The sequence below is a fragment of the Nonomuraea montanisoli genome, from assembly GCF_013363975.1.
In the GTDB taxonomy this organism is placed as follows: domain Bacteria; phylum Actinomycetota; class Actinomycetes; order Streptosporangiales; family Streptosporangiaceae; genus Nonomuraea; species Nonomuraea montanisoli.
Window position 1 is genome coordinate 593,644 of the sequence record NZ_JABWGN010000001.1, and the last position, 16,792, is coordinate 610,435.

Annotated in this window: 17 protein-coding genes; 9 read left to right on the top strand and 8 right to left on the bottom strand. The window is 70.6% G+C overall.

Annotation, left to right across the window (positions count from 1 at the left end; all coding sequences use genetic code 11):
- Nucleotides 1-64: 64 nt before the first annotated feature.
- Both HTZ77_RS02630 and HTZ77_RS02635 read left to right on the top strand, forming a co-directional pair.
- Nucleotides 65-1,387, top strand: coding sequence for a serine hydrolase domain-containing protein (locus HTZ77_RS02630; RefSeq protein WP_175587770.1), 1,323 nt, complete (start codon nt 65-67; stop codon nt 1,385-1,387).
- Entirely contained in the window at nt 1,384-2,241 is an 858-nt protein-coding gene (locus HTZ77_RS02635; RefSeq protein WP_175587771.1) for an alpha/beta fold hydrolase, read from the top strand. Before HTZ77_RS02630 ends, HTZ77_RS02635 begins: the two co-directional genes overlap by 4 nt.
- On the opposite strand, the gene HTZ77_RS02640 is transcribed toward HTZ77_RS02635, so the two are convergent.
- Nucleotides 2,231-3,199, bottom strand: a complete 969-nt coding sequence (locus tag HTZ77_RS02640; protein WP_175587772.1) for a GlxA family transcriptional regulator — start codon at nt 3,197-3,199, stop codon at nt 2,231-2,233. The genes HTZ77_RS02635 and HTZ77_RS02640 overlap by 11 nt on opposite strands.
- Before the next feature lie 72 nt (nt 3,200-3,271).
- Between HTZ77_RS02640 and HTZ77_RS02645 the strand changes: the two genes are divergently transcribed.
- Nucleotides 3,272-4,018, top strand: coding sequence for a DJ-1/PfpI family protein (locus HTZ77_RS02645; protein WP_175587773.1), 747 nt, complete (start codon nt 3,272-3,274; stop codon nt 4,016-4,018).
- 7 nt (nt 4,019-4,025) lie between these two features.
- Here the strand turns inward: HTZ77_RS02645 and HTZ77_RS02650 are convergent, their stop codons facing one another.
- A complete protein-coding gene (locus HTZ77_RS02650) occupies nt 4,026-4,904 on the bottom strand; it encodes a sigma-70 family RNA polymerase sigma factor (RefSeq protein ID WP_175587774.1) in 879 nt (292 codons plus the stop codon).
- A gap of 74 nt (nt 4,905-4,978) precedes the next feature.
- Nucleotides 4,979-5,380, bottom strand: a complete 402-nt coding sequence (locus HTZ77_RS02655; RefSeq protein ID WP_175587775.1) for a VOC family protein — start codon at nt 5,378-5,380, stop codon at nt 4,979-4,981.
- A gap of 134 nt (nt 5,381-5,514) precedes the next feature.
- Here HTZ77_RS02655 and HTZ77_RS02660 point away from each other — a divergent pair, with 134 nt between their 5' ends.
- Nucleotides 5,515-5,844, top strand: coding sequence for a PadR family transcriptional regulator (locus tag HTZ77_RS02660; protein WP_175587776.1), 330 nt, complete (start codon nt 5,515-5,517; stop codon nt 5,842-5,844).
- An 8-nt stretch (nt 5,845-5,852) separates the two neighbouring features.
- Nucleotides 5,853-6,728: a hypothetical protein gene (locus HTZ77_RS02665; protein WP_175587777.1), complete on the top strand. Its 876-nt coding sequence runs from the start codon at nt 5,853-5,855 to the stop codon at nt 6,726-6,728.
- Nucleotides 6,729-6,787: 59 nt separating this feature from the next.
- Here the strand turns inward: HTZ77_RS02665 and HTZ77_RS02670 are convergent, their stop codons facing one another.
- Entirely contained in the window at nt 6,788-7,306 is a 519-nt protein-coding gene (locus tag HTZ77_RS02670) for a hypothetical protein (protein ID WP_175587778.1), read from the bottom strand.
- Nucleotides 7,307-7,404: 98 nt separating this feature from the next.
- Nucleotides 7,405-8,769 (bottom strand): MFS transporter, encoded by a 1,365-nt coding sequence (locus HTZ77_RS02675; RefSeq protein WP_328808380.1) that lies wholly within the window; start codon nt 8,767-8,769, stop codon nt 7,405-7,407.
- 341 nt (nt 8,770-9,110) lie between these two features.
- Between HTZ77_RS02675 and HTZ77_RS02680 the strand changes: the two genes are divergently transcribed.
- Entirely contained in the window at nt 9,111-9,821 is a 711-nt protein-coding gene (locus HTZ77_RS02680; protein WP_175587779.1) for a DUF305 domain-containing protein, read from the top strand.
- A gap of 71 nt (nt 9,822-9,892) precedes the next feature.
- Here the strand turns inward: HTZ77_RS02680 and HTZ77_RS02685 are convergent, their stop codons facing one another.
- Nucleotides 9,893-11,206 (bottom strand): hypothetical protein, encoded by a 1,314-nt coding sequence (locus HTZ77_RS02685; protein WP_175587780.1) that lies wholly within the window; start codon nt 11,204-11,206, stop codon nt 9,893-9,895.
- Nucleotides 11,207-11,361: 155 nt separating this feature from the next.
- Here HTZ77_RS02685 and HTZ77_RS02690 point away from each other — a divergent pair, with 155 nt between their 5' ends.
- Nucleotides 11,362-11,895, top strand: a complete 534-nt coding sequence (locus HTZ77_RS02690; protein ID WP_175587781.1) for a flavoprotein — start codon at nt 11,362-11,364, stop codon at nt 11,893-11,895.
- 15 nt (nt 11,896-11,910) lie between these two features.
- Nucleotides 11,911-13,023 (top strand): helix-turn-helix domain-containing protein, encoded by a 1,113-nt coding sequence (locus tag HTZ77_RS02695; protein WP_235994132.1) that lies wholly within the window; start codon nt 11,911-11,913, stop codon nt 13,021-13,023.
- Between the two features lie 1,423 nt (nt 13,024-14,446).
- Here the strand turns inward: HTZ77_RS02695 and HTZ77_RS02700 are convergent.
- The gene (locus HTZ77_RS02700) at nt 14,447-15,298 is read right to left on the bottom strand and encodes a bifunctional methylenetetrahydrofolate dehydrogenase/methenyltetrahydrofolate cyclohydrolase (RefSeq protein WP_175587782.1); all 852 of its coding nucleotides are present in this window, start codon (nt 15,296-15,298) and stop codon (nt 14,447-14,449) included.
- A gap of 294 nt (nt 15,299-15,592) precedes the next feature.
- Between HTZ77_RS02700 and HTZ77_RS02705 the strand changes: the two genes are divergently transcribed.
- Nucleotides 15,593-16,507 carry an ROK family protein gene (locus HTZ77_RS02705; RefSeq protein ID WP_175587783.1) on the top strand — a complete coding sequence of 305 codons (915 nt, stop codon included), beginning with the start codon at nt 15,593-15,595 and terminating at the stop codon, nt 16,505-16,507.
- Between the two features lie 70 nt (nt 16,508-16,577).
- Here the strand turns inward: HTZ77_RS02705 and HTZ77_RS02710 are convergent, their stop codons facing one another.
- The gene (locus HTZ77_RS02710; RefSeq protein ID WP_175587328.1) at nt 16,578-16,760 is read right to left on the bottom strand and encodes a hypothetical protein; all 183 of its coding nucleotides are present in this window, start codon (nt 16,758-16,760) and stop codon (nt 16,578-16,580) included.
- Nucleotides 16,761-16,792: the final 32 nt, after the last annotated feature.

The following is a 16,792-nucleotide window of genomic DNA, read 5'->3' on the forward strand; positions in this document are numbered from 1 at the left end:
TGCCGCGGTGCCGTGTCAGCACGGCGACGGTCCCGTGTCAGGGCGCTCGGCGAACGTGGACGCCATGAACAACGATTCTTCAGCGATCGCAGCCTCGGGACCGCGAACGGCATACCGGCGCGAGCTCGTCTCCGACGGCGTCAGCAGTCGGGCCTTCCGGCGCGTGGGGGTCGCGGCGCTGGCCGCCGCGCTGCTGGCCGGGGCGGCCACACCCGCGCTGGCCACCACCGCGGACATCAGGCCGACGGCGACGGCCACTGCCGGGCAGAATCGCCCGGAGCTGCAGAAGGCCGTCCAGGCGTTCGTCGATGCCGGGTTCGCCGGGATGCAGGTGCGGGTGCACGATCAGCGGGGCGAATGGGCCGGCAGCGCCGGGGTGAGCAAGCTGGGCCAGAGCGGCGAGCCGTCGACCGACGGGTCGTTCTGGGTGGGCAGCATCACCAAGACCTTCACCGCGACCCTGGTCCTGCAGCTCGTGGCCGAGGGCAAGATCGAGCTGGACGATCCCGTGGCCGGCCGCCTGCCCGAGCTCGGGCTCGACCCGCGGATCACCGTGCGGATGCTGCTGCAGCACACCAGCGGTCTGTTCAACTACGCGGGCGGTGAGCTCTACGAGGACGGGACGTACGTGCCGGGACTCCCCGCCACCGGCAAGGACTGGCTGGACAACCGGTTCCACAGCTACCAGCCCGAGGAGCTGGTGCGGTTCGCGTTGTCCAAGCAGCCGCGGTTCGAACCGGGGACGGACCAGAACTACTCCAACACCAACTACACGGTGGCCCTGCTGCTCATCGAGAAGGTCACCGGCCACACCTACACGCAGGAGGTGAAGCGGCGGATCCTGCGGCCGCTCCGGCTGCGGGGCACCATGGTGCCGGGCGACCGGACCGAGCTCCCCGGGCCGCACGCCCACGGCTACTACCGGTACGAGGAGGGCGGCAAGGAGAAGGTGGTCGACATCAGCCGCCAGAATCTCTCCATCCTGGCCGGCGCCGGCGACCTGATCTCCACCACCCAGGACCTCCACACGTTCATCTCCGCACTGAACGCCGGCAAGCTCCTGCCGGCCCCGCTGCTGGCCGAGATGCGCAAGCCGTACGGGAAGCTCAACTACGGCTTCGGGCTGTTCGTGCAGGACCTGGGCCCGAACTGCGGCACCGTCTACCAGCACAACGGCAGCCCCCCGCACGGCTACGGGGCGCTGATGTACAGCTCGCCCGACGGCAGGACGACCCTGACCGCCTCGGTGACCTGGGTGGACGAGGCCACCAGGGGCCCGGCGAAGGACTTCCAGAAGCTGGTGGACCAGCTCGTCCGGCAGGTGTTCTGCGGCGGGAACATTCGTCCAATCCACGGGCCCGCACCGGCGGCGACAGTGGGCCCATGACCATTTCCCCGGACACCGAGAGCACCATCCTGCCCCTGGACGACGGCGACCTCCACGTCTGCCAGGACGGCCCCCGCGACGCCCCCGCGCTCCTGCTCATCCACGGGACCGTCTCCTGGGCCGGCTCCTGGGACATGCTGGTCCCGCTGCTGACGGAGTCCCATCGCGTCATCCGCGTCGACCTGCCCGGGCACGGCCGCTCGGCCGAACCGGCCGACGGCATCTACCAGGTCCCGGACCAGGCGCGTCGCGTGGGCGAGGCCCTGGACCGGCTCGGCGTCGGGCAGGCCGTCGTCGTCGGCCACTCCAGCGGCGGCCTGGCCGCGACCGCCCTCGCCGAGCAGCGTCCCGACCTGGTGACCGCGCTCACGCTCATCAACACCGGCCCCGGCATGGACGCCTTCATCGCCCAGGAGTCCGCCGCCGTCGACCCGTCGCGGTGGCCGCCGACCGACGAGCAGATCCGCCTGCTGGCGAGCACCGGTTTCGGCACGGACTTCGAGATCCCCCAGGAGTTCGTGGACAGGGTGCGCGGCATGACCTTCGGCACGTTCGCCGCGACGATGCAGGCGGGCCAGATCTACCTGCAGCAGCGGACGCTCCCCGAGCGGCTGAAGGCCCTCGGCAAGCCGCTGCTGGTGATCTTCGGCGAGGACGACCGGAGATGGCGCTCGTCGTCCGCCGCCGACTACCGCGTCGTCCCGGACGCGACCGTCGAGCTGCTGCCCGGCGTCGGGCACACGCCCATCATGGAAGATCCTCCGCGTACCGCCGCCCTCCTCCTGTCCTTCGCCGCGCTCCACCCCGCACAGCCGGGAGCGGAAGCCCCCGACGTTCCCGACCTCATGGCCTGACCTGCCTCTGGAGTCGGAACGTGGCGCGGTAGGAGCTGGGACTGGGGCCGATGCGCGAGGCGAAGTGCGAGCGCAGCGTCACAGGTGAGCCGAAGCCGGCCAGGGCGGCGATCCGCTCGACGGGAAGGTCGGTGGTCTCCAGCAGCTCCCGGGCGCGGTCCAGCCGCGCGGTCAGCAGCCATTTCCGTGGCGTGGTGCCCGTCTGCGCCTGGAACTGCCGGTTGAGGCTGCGGACGCTCACGTGCGCGTGCCGGGCGATGTCGCCCAACGTCAGAGGCAGATGCAGGTTCTCGTGCATCCACTGCAAGGTCGACTGGAGGGTCGGGCCGTCGCTGCGGGGGGCGGGGTGCCGGATGAACTGGGCCTGCTCGCCGTCACGCTGCGGCGGCATCACCACGGTACGTGCGGCACCCGCGGCCGCCGCGGCACCGTGATCGGTGCGGATCATGTGCAGGCACAGATCCAGTCCCGCGGCCGCGCCCGCGGAGGTCAGCACCTGCCCGTTGTCGACGAACAGGACCGCTGGGTCCACCGTGACCCGCGGGTGGGAACGGGCGAGATCCTGGGCGGCGCGCCAGTGCGTGGTGGCCCGGAGCCCGTCCAGCAGCCCGGCGGCGGCGAGGACGAACGCGCCCGTGCAGATCGACGCGATCCGTGCGCCGTTCCCCGCAGCCGTGCGCAGCAGTTCCAGCACCCGTGGTCCCGGCGGCTGGGCGTGCCGGGCCAGCCCCGGCACCACGATCGTGTCGGCGTCGGCGGCCGCGTCCAGCGGGAACTCGCAGCGCACCCGGAAGCTCGGGACGCCGACCGCGGTGGCGGTGACGTCCTGATCGCCGCAGACCCGGACCTCGTAGCGAGGCGTTCCGTCGGAATGCCAAGCCGCGGAGAACGCCTGACACGGCACCGCCAGATCGAACGCGACGACCCCCTCGAAGGCCAGTACCGCCACCGTGTGCATGGCCAGAACGTATCGCAGCACGGCACGGCCGGCCCTGGTCCGGTCATCCTGTCGATCCCGACACTGGGGGCCATGGAACGCAGAAACCTTCTGATGGGCATGACCGCCGCGATCACCGCGGCCGCCCTGCCGGACACCGTGGCCGCCGCCGCGGCGGAGCCGGCCGTCGGTGCGCGGCAACGCGTGCACATCGTGTTGTTCGACGGTGTCGAGGAACTGGATTTCGCCGCGCCGCTGGAAACCCTCGACATCGCCGGCAAGTTCGGCGCCCCCGTCGAGACGAGGCTGGTCACCGTCGAAGGGACGCGCAGGGTGACGGCCGCCTGCGGCACGCGGATCGACGTAGGCGGCGACTGGGCGCCCGGGGAGGCGGACGTGATCCTGGTGCCGGGCGGCGATGTCCGGGACGCCGGCAAGCCCGGCGTGGCGGCCGAGATCAGGCGCGGGGTGATCCCGGCCGCGTTGCGCGCGGCCCGCAGACGGGGGCTGACCATGGCGTCGGTGTGTGCCGGCGCGCTGCTGCTGGGCGCGGCGGGTCTGGTCCGCGGCCGGCCGTGCACCACGCATCACGGCTGCAAGAAGCAACTGGCCGAGCAGGGCGGAAAGGTCGTCAACGGGCCCGGTGGAGGCATGCTGGGGCCACGCGTGGTCGATGACGGCGACCTGGTCACCTCGGCCGGCGTCACGAGCGGCCTGGAACTGGCTTTGTGGCTCATCCAGCGCGCGTACGGCACGCAGATGTCGATGAACGCCGAGATGGTGCTGGAGTACGAACGCCGCGGCGTCGTCCACGAGTCCCGCCGCCGTCCCGCGAGGTGAGCGTGACTCACGCGGGATCGGGCAGGTGCATCGAGGCGAGCCCGGCGGGGTCGGCCACGATCGCGATGGCGGCGATCCGGCCGCCGGCGACCGTGAACGAGATGATCGAGAGCGGAGTGCCGTCCTCGCGCCACGAGACGTACCCGGGAAGGCCGTTGACGAGCACCGCTCGATGGCGTGCGACAGCGCCGGAGAGCAGCTTCGCGCCGGTGGCCACCGCGGTGGCGCCGAGGGTGACGACCACCCCGCCCGGAGTGTCGACGGTCAGCCTCACGTCCGGGTCGAGCACGCGCAGCAGCGCCTCGAAATCCCCGTCCGCCGCCGCCGCGCGGAAGGCCTTGATGACCTGTCGCTGTTCTCGTCCGACGATCGCCGGCCGCTCGGTCGCCCGTACCTTCCGGCGAGCGCGGCTGGCGATCATCTTGGTGGCGTCGGCGGACCTGCCGAGGATCTGGCCGATCTCGGCGAACGGCACCCCGAACAGGTCGTGCAGCACGAACGCCAACCGCTCACTCGGCCCGAGCGAGTCCAGGACGACGAGCAGGGCGAGCCCGACCGAGTCGGCGAGCGCCACGGTCTCCTCGGGCTCAGCGCTGTCGTCGACCGTTATCACCAGCTCGGACAGCCCGTCCCCGTAGGACGCCTCGGGGCGGGTCCGGCGGGATCGCAGGACATCCAGGCTGATCCGGCCGACCACCGTGGTCAGCCAGCCCGCCAGGTTCTCGATGATCGTCGCGTCCTGGCGGGCGAGCCGCATCCAGGCCTCCTGGACCACGTCCTCGGCGTCGGCGTGCGATCCGAGCACGCGGTAGGCGACCGCGCTCAGCCGTTCGCGGTGGGCCTCGAACGCCTCGGCCAGCAGGTCCGTCCGGCTGGTGTCAGTCATCGTGCGGTCTTCCTCGGATCTGCTTGCTCATGGGTCATGACGGGGACCTGGATCGTCGCGTGGCCTACGGCTGGTCAGCCGTCGGCACGGTTGCGGCGGCGCTGCTGGCGGAGCGAGATCCGGTTGCCGTCCGGGTCCACCGCCTCGATGCGAACGCCGAACGGGTAGTCCTCCGGTTCGGGCCGATCGAAGGTTACGCCTCGCCGGCGGAACACCTCGAAATCCTTCCTCAGGTCGTCCGACTCCAGGATGAGCCGGCCGGCGGCCCCCGGCTTGTCGACCGGCTGTCCCAGGGCCGGCGCATGCGACCAGAGGAGGATCTCGACCGGACTGCCGGCGACGCCCACGGTGAGGAAGCGTCCTTCCGGCCCCGGGTAGTCGACGCGCTTCTCCAGGCCGAGCCCTTCGGTGTAGAACGTCAGCGCGCGATCCTGATCGGTGACGTTGATCGTCACGTACATGATGTTCGTCAGCATCCTGGTCTCCCATCTCGTTGTCGATTCGACGACCGTGGGCAGGTCCGGCCGTCGCTCGTATGACGGGGGCGGACGCCGGAAGGTAACGAGGCGACCCACTTGCTCAGTACGACTTACTAAGTTTTACTGAATACATGGCGAGGAAGACGCAGGAGCTCGGCCGCTTCACAGACGTGGCGTTGCTGGTGCTCATCAGCTTGGCCGAAGGGCAGAAGCATGGATATCGGATGATCAACGACATCGAGGAGTTCTCAGGGACCGCGCTGGAGCCGGGCACGCTCTACGGGGCGCTGATGCGTCTGGAGGACCGCGGCTGGATCGAGCCGGTTGAGTCCGCCGAGCGGCGCAAGCCGTACCGGATCACCGACGGCGGGCGGGCGGCGCTGAGCGAGCAGCTCGCCACGCTGCGGCGCATCGAGCAGGCGGGCGCCAGGCGTACGGGAATCGCTTGGGGGCCGGCATGATGCGGGCCGTGGCCAAGGCGATGATCAGCCTTTACCCGAAGGCGTGGCGGCAGCGTTACGGCGAGGAGGTCGCCGATGTGATCGACGCGCGGCCGGCACGTGTACGCACGGTGGTCGACCTGGTCGTGGGTGCGGCCGACGCATGGCTCCACCATCGACGCGTTCCGGGTGCCGGGCCCTTGAGGGTTCCTCTTGCGACGATCTTGGCCTGCGCGGGAGCCGGCCTCCTGCTCCTGTGGAATCCCGGTATGCGCGACGCGGCTGACCTGGCCAGCCTGCACGGCGTGTGGGCCGAGGCTGCCGGCAGAGGCATGCTCGCCGAGCAGTTGCATGGCCTGGCTCGACTCCTGTATGCCACAGCGGCTGCCGCGGCCGTGCTCTCGGTGGTGCCGCTGGTCTTCACCTGTCTCACGGCGATGCGCCGCTCGGGGGACAGGGTCACGCGGATCACGGCGGGGCGGATCTTCGTGACGGCCGTGCTGCTCGCCGTTCCTGTCGCGATGATCGGCCTGGGCTTCGTCGGCATGGCCTTCCTGGACATCGGTTATCCCGTCGGGCCGCTCGGCGAGGCGATGGTGGGCGGCTTCCTCGTGCCGATCATCATGGCGACAGTGCTGGCGCTGCCCATGATGGCGATGGGCGTCCCCTCACTCGGGTCATACGTGCGCGGCACCGGCCGGATCCTCATGGGGGCGGCCGTCACCAACGCGGCTGCCTGGTTGTGTGTCGTGGTTCTGCTGGCGATGGGGCTGGAGCAGGCATCGTGGTCGTTCGTGGGGATCATGGCGGTGAGCGCCTTCGTGAGCATGTACATGGCCGCGCTGGTGGTCAGGAATGCGTGGGGGCGCGGCAGGACCGTGCTCGACCGTCTCAAGCCCGCTTGAACGGTGGTGAGCGCACCTCGGCACGGAATACCGGAGTCGGCCGGACGGTGAGCAAACCGTCACGACACACCGCGGCCGCGACTGCTCCGGGCGCGGTACGACCAGGCAGCGAGAAACAGCCCGATGCCCCAGACCAGGAACTGCGGGATCCCGTAGACGACGATCCACGGACTGAAGATGCCGTCCTCGCCGAAGTCGGCGGCCGTCCGCCATGCGGCCCATGCCGTGTACCCGAGCAGGAAGACCGACACCGCGAACGCCGTGGTGGAAAGCGTCCGGCGCGGCACCCTCCGCCCGGACACCAGCGGCACCCAGCGCGGGAAGACCAGGCCCCACGGTCGCACCAGGCTCAGCGCCAGGGTTCCGGCCAGCACCGCCATGGCGCAGAGGACGAAGAGATAGGGACCGCCGCCTTGCGCGTACCAGTCCCGGAACTTGTCCGCGTCGGCCCAGAGGGGAACTCCCAGCGCCCATACCGCGTGCAGCGGGATGAACCCGATCGTCGCCGACAGCGCGGACGCGTACGCCGCCCGGACGGCCCAACGCGGGACAGGTGCTTCGATTCGCTCACTCACCATGTCCTCAGCGTCGCCCGAGCCACCTCCGCCAGGGCTCCCCCGCACGGGTGAACCCACTCCCTCGCCCTGGTGATCGACGAGACGTGTGCGTTCCGGGACTAGGTGTCGCGGGAGGGGACGCTTCGATGGACGATGACGCCGGCGACGAGGCACACGGCTCCAGCGACTGCCATTCCGGATGAGGGCCCCAGAGCCGCCATGATCCCGGTGGCAGCCGCCAGGGTGAGCGTCTCCAGGCTCATCCGTGTCGTGCTGAACAGTGCGGCGCCCGCCCCTCCGCGGTGGTAGGGCACGTACGTGAGTGCTTGCCCGTCCGGTACGCCTTCGGTCAGGCCGAGACACAGCCCGATGACGGCGGCCGCGACGAGCAGAGCGGCAGGATGGTCGGTGATCTGCAGGATGAGGGCGGTGACGGCACAGGCGGACAGGGCCACCGTCACCAGCGGCCGTGCCGATCGGCGCGCGAGGCGCGCGGCGACGAGCGGAAGGACCGTTGACGGCACGGTCAGCAGGCTGAGCATGACCGCTGACTCGCCCGAACCCATGCTCTGGACAGAGCCAAGCCGAGGGAGCACGGTCAGCCCCACCACCAGCATCCCCATGAAGGCACCCGTCGCCACGGCGTACGCGCGATAGGCGGGGATCCGCAACAGGTCCAAGGGGATCGCGGGATCAGACGCACGCCGTTCCACCCGGACGAGCGCGATGGCGCCGGCCACGGCGACGAGGACGAGCCCACCCGGCGCCCACCACGGGACGCCGGCCCCGAGGCCCAGCCCGAGCGCGGTCACGGCGGCGGCGATGGTCACCCCGAACAGGACAGCCCCGGCACGGTCGAAGTCATCGGACACCTCGGGGCTGCGAAGACCCGGGAGCCCGAGCGTGGCCAGGGCTGCGAGCGCCGCGACAGCCCCCGGCGCGACGAACACGAGGGGCCAACCCCCGATGGCCATGAGGGCCTGGGCGACGACCGGGCCCAGCGCCAGACTGCTGCCCAGCACGGCGCCCGCGTAGCCATACACCCGACGCCGCTCCTCCGGGGGGTACACAGCCAAGATCATCGACGAGCCGCCGGCGGCGCACATGGCCGCCCCGACACCGGCGGCTGTGCGCAGGGCCACCAGAGAGAGCAGGTCCGGGGCGAGGGCGGACAAGACCCCGGTGGCCGCGACGACGATGTTGCCGACGGCGAAGAACCGGGTGCGGGCGGCGCGATCCGCGCTCACCCCCGCCAGCAGGAGGGCCGCGGCGAACAGCCCGTTGTAGGCGAGAACGCTCCACGGACCCAGGGCATCCGGACCGGGGAGCTGCGCGGTCACCTCGAGGACGACTGCTGTCGCGCCGGTGATGGCGAGCGGAAACACCGCGGTGGAGATGAGGTCGGCGACAAGGACACGCCGACGTTGACGAACAGACAAGGCGAACATGGGTGCGCTCCGGAACAGGGGAATCCCGAGCGCCACGAAGGCGCTCCTGGCCAGTGGTCAGGAGCGACGGCGAGAACCAGGGGTTTGCGCCGCCGCTCTCAGCGACGGCGCACCTTGTCCGTTTTGGGCACGAGCACACGTTAGCAACGCGCTCAAGGGAGGGCTCAGGACCCGTCCGCGCCACCTCGGCCAGGGCTCCCCCGCACGGGTGAACCCTCGCGATGACGTAACCAGAGCCCTGGCCGCCGCAGCCCAGCCTGCACCGTCCGCCCGGACAGCGTTGGTCCCCCGGATGAAGGCCGAACGGCCCTGGTCGCGCCACTGGACCGAGACCAGGCTGAAGGTCAAGGCCATCTGCCGCAGGAGCGGGGGGCGAGATGAAACGTACGGGAACGGCGGCGCTCGCCGCCGCGGCGGTGCTGACCGCCATTACGGCCGGCGGGGCTGCCCTGGCTGCAGCAGGCCGCGCGCCGGAACCCGTCGCCGTCGGGTGGCAGCAGGCCGGTTGCCCGATGGGCTCGATGCAGCGGATCGTGGTCAGTGACGAGGCCGCCTACCTGGCCGAGATGGTGGCCCACCACCAGGAGGCGGTCGCAGCAGCCGGCCAGTTGCGGCGCTCGCCTCGGGCCGAGATGCGCGCCCTGGGCGCCTCCATCGTCAAGACGCAGAGCGCCGAGATCGCGACCATGAAGAGCTGGCTGGCCACGTGGTATCCAGGCCGGAAAGCCGCACCCTACCGGCCGATGATGCGCGATCTGTCCAAGCTCTCGGGTGATGCGCTGGACGAGGCTTTCCTGCAGGACATGATTCCGCACCACATGATCGCGGTGATGATGTCGCAGCAGTTGCTCATGCACGGCGGCATCCAGCATGAGGAGGTCGCCGAGTTCGCCGGGGCGGTGCGCGATAGCCAGCACGCCGAGATGTTCCGGATGCAGCGTTATCTGGCTGACTGGTTCGGCTCCGGCTGGCGGATGCCATGCGGCCCGTCGTGGGACGGTCCGGGTAATTGGCCGGGCGGCTCCGCTCCCTCGCCCTCACCACAACCAGGCTCCCCGTGGATGCCTGGCGGAATGATGGGCTGGTGAACGCCCATGAAGGTGCCTGCGAGACGCAAGCCCTTCAAGGGCAACAGGACGACACACGGGGGATCCCCCTGCTAACGGCGGACCTGGAGGACGTGTTTCGTGTCGTCGCCGCAGTGCGCCCTTCCGGCCAGCAGGAGACGCGAGGTAGTGGGCAAGCGAGTGATCGTGAAGCCGTCGCCGCAGATCTCGCCGCCGACGTCGCGGTGGTCGCGGGTCCATCGGCGTCCGTCGTAGTGCAGCAACGTGACCTGCGTGGGTCGTTCGTCCTCGCCGTGGTCGACACCGGCCACCCACACGTCGTCAGTGGCGAAGGCGGTGACGCTCCGCAGGTTGACCTTCCAACGGGGCATTTCGATCTTCTTCCAGGAGGCGCCGTCCCAGTGCAGGACCAGCGGCCCACCCGGCCGCCCGTACTCGTCACAGGCCCGCCGTGTACCGGTCTCCCCCACCGCCCACACGTCGGACGGGCCGTTCTGCCAGATGTGCCGCAACGAGCCGCGTCCCAGCCCGGGGAGCCTCATCCGCGTCGGCGCAGTGCCGGGGGACGCGCTGTGCCAGATCGCCGGGTGTGAATCCGCGCATCGGCCGCCGGACGACATGCCCACGATCCAGAGGTGCCCCGCTCCGGCGTCCACGGCGTTGAACCTGCCGCCACGCTGATACTCCCGCCTGCTGAAACGCCTGCCGTTCCACGTCAAGAGGACAGGCGAGCTGGTGGCACCGGCGCCCTGCGAGCCACGCAGCCCGATCAGCGCCGCCCGCCGGCCGTCCACCGCGACGTCGGCGAGCCGGTCGGTCCGCCAACGATCCTTGCGGTCTTCGAGGGACGTGGACAGGTCCCAGGATTCTGCGAAGGGCGTGTGGATGTCCCAGTCCTGGCCGTTCCAGCGCAAGGCCAAGGGGACCTCGTCGATGGACGTGTTGCCCTCGCCCTCGGAGTCGACGCTGCCGACGACCCAGGCGTTGCCGGACCCGTCGGCGTCCACTGCTCTGAAGTCCGAGCTGAGCGCGCCGAGGATGCGACCCTCTATGCCCTGCTCGGACCGCCATCGCAAGCCGTCCACGCGCAGCAGGACTCCGGAGGGAGATTCGTCCTCCGCGTCCGCATGCTTACCGACCGCCCAGGCCTTGTCAGGGCCCGTCGCCGCCACATCGCTCAAAGCGATGCCATCCGGCTGCTCGTCGTCCGGCTCGACCGACTGCCAGCCAGGTGCCGGAACCGCCGAGGTCGTCGGGGACGACTGTGGTGCTGCCGCACTCGACGCGGCGGTCTTCGGCGAGCCCGGCGAAGACGGCGGGGCGGACACCGGCGATGGTTCGGCGGCGCAGGATGCGAACGCGAGCACGCAAGCGATCAGCATCGTCCGGCCGCGCAAGATCCTCATGCCCGCGCATTGTGGCAGAGCCTTCACCTGTCGGGACATCCGAGCGTCGGGCGACGGTGCCCACATGGCCGGGCGAAGTCGCAACCGGTCAGGGGTGTCTCTTCCCCACGGCGGAACCCCAACGGCCTTCTCCCCGGTTTCATAGGATCACGCGCATGGAGTCGCACGAGGACACGCCCGGCGTTCTCTATGTGGTCGCGTGTGCCGCACCTGCCGCCGCCGATCTCCACCGTCTGGTCCCCATGGCTCAGGCGGCCGGGTGGCGGGTGCACGTGGTCACCACCCCGATGGGCGAACGCTTCCTTGATGTCGCAGAGCTGGAGCGTCTGACCGGTGACCTGGTCCGCAGCACGTATCGTATGCCGCAGGACCCCAAGGGCCTTCCTCCTGCCGACGCCGTGATCGTCGCTCCTGCGACGTTCAACACGATCAACAAGTGGGCGAACGGCATCGCCGACACCTTCGCCGTCGGCCTGCTGTGCGAGGTGATGGGGTTCGGCGTCCCGATCTTGGCCGTGCCGCTGCTGAAGGACGCGCTTGCCCGGCACCTCGCGTTCCGGCGGAGCTTGGACACGCTGCGGGAGATGGGCGTGCGTGTCCTGTTCGATCCCGCCGCTCCGCCCCAGTCCCGCATGCCATCCTGGGACCGCATCATGCAGGAGCTACACGCCGTTGTCGGGGACGACTGACACAGGGGTGATGGCATGGACGCCCGCAAGGAGATCGGCCAGCGGATCGCTCGGGCACGCCGTCGCCGTGGACTGCCCCAGGCGGTCCTGTCTGGTCTCGTCGGCCGTTCCGAGAGCTGGCTGAGCCAGGTGGAGCGCGGGCAACCTACCGTGGACAACCACACCGTGATCAATGCCCTCGCTGACATCCTCGGCCTGCCCGTGGGCGAACTCACCGTGAAGAAGACGAAGGCGATGACGCGCTACCAGGCTGCATCGGCCATCCGGCAGGCGATGATGGGCTATGACGGCCTCTCCTCAATGATCGATCCACGGCATGCGCAGAGCTCTCCGGAGAGCGTCGTATGGCTGCGGCACGGGATCCGCCGCGTGAACCGGCTCTACCAGACCACGCGCTACGACGAGGTGGGCAGGCGATTGCCTCGCCTGATCGTGGCCACCGAACTGGGGAGCCGCCATGGCCCCGTCGCCCAGCGCCGGGCGTACCAGACCCTTCGCTCGCTGGCCTACCACTCGGCCACCACGACCTTGCGCCGCGTGGGAGAGGCGGAACTCGCCTGGGTGGCCGCCGACCGCTCGCTGGCTGCCGCGCAAGAAGCGGGCAGGCCCGTTCTCGCCGCCGTGAGCGCCTACCGGCTCGGCTACGTCCTGGTACGGCTTCGTGAGACGGAACGCGCCCTGCACCTGGTTCTCCAAGCGGCCGACGCTTTGCAGCGCGTCACCAGGCGTCCCACGCCGCGCGCTCTGTGCATCGTCGGCGCGCTCCACCTGGTCGCCGTCACCGCCGCCGCTGCCGCGTACGACCAGGCCGCAGTGCGCACCTTCCTCACGCAGGCCCGGCAGATCGCGGGCACTCTCGGCGAAGACCGCAACGATTTCTGGACCGCGTTCGGCACGACCAACGTGACCATTCACGAGATCTCGGCGGCCGTCGAGTTCGGCGACGCCCGGCAAGCGATCGGCAAGGGCGAGACCCTCAACCTGGCACAGCTCTCCGGCGGCCTGGTCGGGCGCCGCGCCCAGGTGCACCTGGACCTCGCCCGCGCCTATGCCTTGCAGCACAAGGATGCCGCGTCGGTCAACATGCTCCTGGAAGCCGAACGACTCTCCCCCGAACTCGTTCGCTAGGGCGGTCGTCCCCGAGAGCTGATGACCCAACTGCTCAAGCGGGAACATCGCGTGAGCACTCCGCAGCTTCGCGGACTGGCTCACCGGGCCGGCATCGTCTGACCCGCACTTTTGTGCGGTCTTTTGACCTTCACCACCGTGCGGGTTCCCCCGTTGGCCCGCACCTACGGTTCCTCCTGCGTGGCGTGACCAGAGGCCACGTCCCCCACCAGGAGGGAACGTCACATGCGGCACGAACAGACAACCGCGTGGAATCGGTGCGCCTGCTGCCCCGAGCCGCCTCGACCGGTCGCCCTCGACGCTGTACCTGCCGGAGTCAGCCCCCTCTCGCCCCTCTCTGCGCTGGAAACCGCCGACCAACTCCGCGCGACCTTGGCGCGCATGGAGATCTCCTCCGACGTCCACGACGGGCGCGGGCTCGCGCTGGTATCGGTATGGACCGGGCTCGTGGTGTGGACGGACGGCTTCTGGTACCGGTGGTGGACGGGACGTCGCTCAAGCACGGGCCGGTGGCTGTACGCGCATCACTCCGTGCTGGAGCCAGAGCGCGCCGCACGCAGGATCGCCGCTCGGTACGCCGAACTCCGCCGAGCGCCGAAGATCGGGGCAACAGGCGGGCCATGACGGCCGGCGAAGACTGCCTGAGCCCGCACGTACCCCTGGCCCGACGCGATCATGTTCGGCTCACGTGGCTATCCGCCGCACTCTGCAGGCCAGAGCGGGGAACGTGGTTCACGAGACTCGGCAGTGCTCGATCGTTGCAGCTCGCGCGATCTGGACGGCGCTGCTGTCAGGCAGAGCCCGGTAGACGGGCGCTGCGGCTGATCAGGCCCACCTCAGCCACTGATCATGGATGCGGTGTTCCCTGATGGCGATCATCCCGGAGCGGGGTCCCCGCAGGAGGCTGTTGTTGTCGGCGGGATTCGGTCAGCGCCACAGCCGGTATGGCTCCTCAGTCGTAGCGCGTCCTTCAACGCGAGTATCTCTGGTGCGCCCGCTGATCTGTGACAGATGAATGCGCTACGAGTCGTCACCGCCGGGGAGGGCATCCTCTCCTCTGCGGCTCTCACCAACGAGCGATTTCTCATCAGGGACCAGTCCAGCAGGTGAAGAAAGCATTTCGCGATGCCCACTCCTGCCTCGGGACGAGAAGACAGTGCGTCGAGGCGCCCTCTATATGCCATGCCCAACTGGCCGGGGGTCCGGTGGCCGGGGGTCCGGTGGCCGGGCGTCCGGTGGCCGGGCGTCCGGGGGCCGGTAGGCCCCCGGTAGGGGTGCGGGGCGAAGCCCCGCTCGGAACGTCCGAGCGGAGCGAGGGCCATGCCTTTGGGGGTCGAAGGGGGCGAAGCCCCCTGGGGAGCGCTGTCCGAGCCCCCCGCGCGAAGCGCCCCTTTGTGAGGGCCTTGCTTTGAAGCCTTGAGCCCTATGCGAGAGCCTTCTCTGCGGCTTCCACCACGTTGGACAGCAGCAGCGCGCGCGTCATCGGCCCCACGCCGCCCGGGTTCGGGGTGAGGAAGCCCGCCACCTCCTCGACGTCCGCCGCCACGTCGCCGGCGATCTTGCCGTTGACGCGCGAGACGCCCACGTCGAGGACGGCCGCGCCCGGCTTGACCATGTCGCGGGTGATGAGCTCGGGGACGCCGGCCGCGGCGACGACGATGTCGGCCCGGCGGACATGCCCCGCGAGGTCCTGGGTGCCGGTGTGGCAGAGGGTCACGGTGGCGTTCTCGCTGCGGCGGGTGAGCAGGAGGCCGAGCGAGCGGCCCACGGTGATGCCGCGACCCACCACGGCCACCTCGGCGCCCTTGATGGGCACGCCGTACTCCTGGAGAAGCAGCACGATGCCGTGGGGCGTGCAGGGCAGCGGGGCGTCGACCATGTGGACGAGCCGGCCGAGGTTGACCGGGTGCAGGCCGTCGGCGTCCTTGGCCGGGTCCATGCGCTCCAGCAGGGCCATCGTGTCGAGGTGCTTGGGCAGCGGGAGCTGGACGATGTAGCCGGTGCAGGCGGGCGAGGCGTTGAGCTCGTCGATGGCGGCCTCGACGTCGGCCTGCGTGGCGGTCTCGGGCAGGTCGACCCGGATGGAGGCGATGCCGACCTCGGCGCAGTCGCGGTGCTTGCCCGCGACGTAGATCTGGCTGCCGGGGTCGTCGCCGACGAGGACGGTGCCGAGGCCGGGCGTGACACCTCGCTCCTTGAGCGCGGCCACCCGCTTGGTGAGGTCTGCCTTGATGCGGGCGGCGGTGGCCTTGCCATCGAGTTTCACTGCGCTCATGCCAACCCATCCTTCCATGTCGGGGCGGGGTACCGGCAAGCCGGGTGGGCCGATTGACATCGTTGTCACCGCAGCATGGACGGCATAGTGTGACGCTCGCCAGCCACCTGTCCACCGACCCGAACCCGCCGGGACGCGACGGCCCCGGCGCCGGCTCGACCCCGCCCACAGCGGAACCGGCCGCCGCCACACGTGCCCCCGGTGGCTCGACCAGCGCGCCGAAAGGATCCGACTCGTGCCCGGACTCGACCACCTCCGCGCCCCCCACCGGCCCGACACTTTCCACCAGCACTGATGGGCCGCGTCCTCGCGATCGACATCGGCGGCACCAAGCTGGCCGCCGCTCTGGTGGACGCCGACGGCTCCGCCGCCCGTTCCGCGACCCGGCCGACGCCGCGTACCGAGGTCATGGCCGCCCTGGCCGGGCTGATCGGCGAGGTCGTCGGCGACGGCCCGGCGCCGCTCGCGGTCGGCATCGGCTGCGCGGGCCCGATCAACCTGGCCGACGGCACGGTCAGCCCGGTGAACATGCCGAGCTGGCGTCAGTACCCGCTGCGCGACGAGGTGCGGGAACTGACCGGGGCTCCGGCGGTGCTCGCGGGCGACGCCCAGTGCTTCGCTCTGGGAGAGCACTGGCTCGGCTCGGGGCGGGGCAGCTCCGCGTTGCTGGGCATCGTGGTGTCCACCGGCATCGGCGGCGGGCTGGTGATCGACGGCGCGCCGCTGCTCGGCCCGACCGGCAACGCCGGGCACGTCGGGCACATGACGATCGACCCGTACGGCGAGCTGTGCGAATGCGGCGGGCGCGGCTGCGTCGAGCGCTACGCCAGCGGCCCCAACCTGGCCCACTGGGCGCTGGCCAACGGGTGGAAGGCGCCCGAGGGCGAGCCCGCCGACGCGCGGACCCTGGCCGCCGGCGCCGCGAGGGGCGAGCCGGTGCCGGTGGCCGCTTTCGAGCGGGGCGCGCGGGCGCTGGCCGGGATGATCGCCTCCACTGCCGCCGCCGTCGAGGTGACCAGGGTGGTCATCGGCGGCGGCGTGTCGGCGGCCGGGCCGGTGCTGTTCGAGCCGCTGGATCGCGCGCTCGACGAGGTGGCCGGGCTGGCGTTCGTCAGGGCCGTGGAGGTGAAGCCGACCACACTGGGCGTACGGGCCGCGCTGGCGGGCGCGGCCAGACTCGCGTGGGACCACCACGGCGCGACGCGCTGAGCCCGGCCTCAAGGACGCCGCCACAGCCGGTCTGAGCCGGCCGAAGAGAGGCGACGCGGCTCGGCGAGGGTTACTCGGCCTCGCCGGCCGCGGCGTTGCGCCGCTCGATGATCCTGCGCGTGTACGGGATGACCTCGACGAGCCGCGCGCCGAGGTAGGCGCCCACGAACGCCAGCGCGATCAGCACGAAGGGGCTCGTCGACAGGCCGTTCAACGTCACGAAGGCGTACAGGATCGAGTCGAGCAAGGCCATAGGGGCACTCCGAGGCGAGGTTTGAGGCGGGG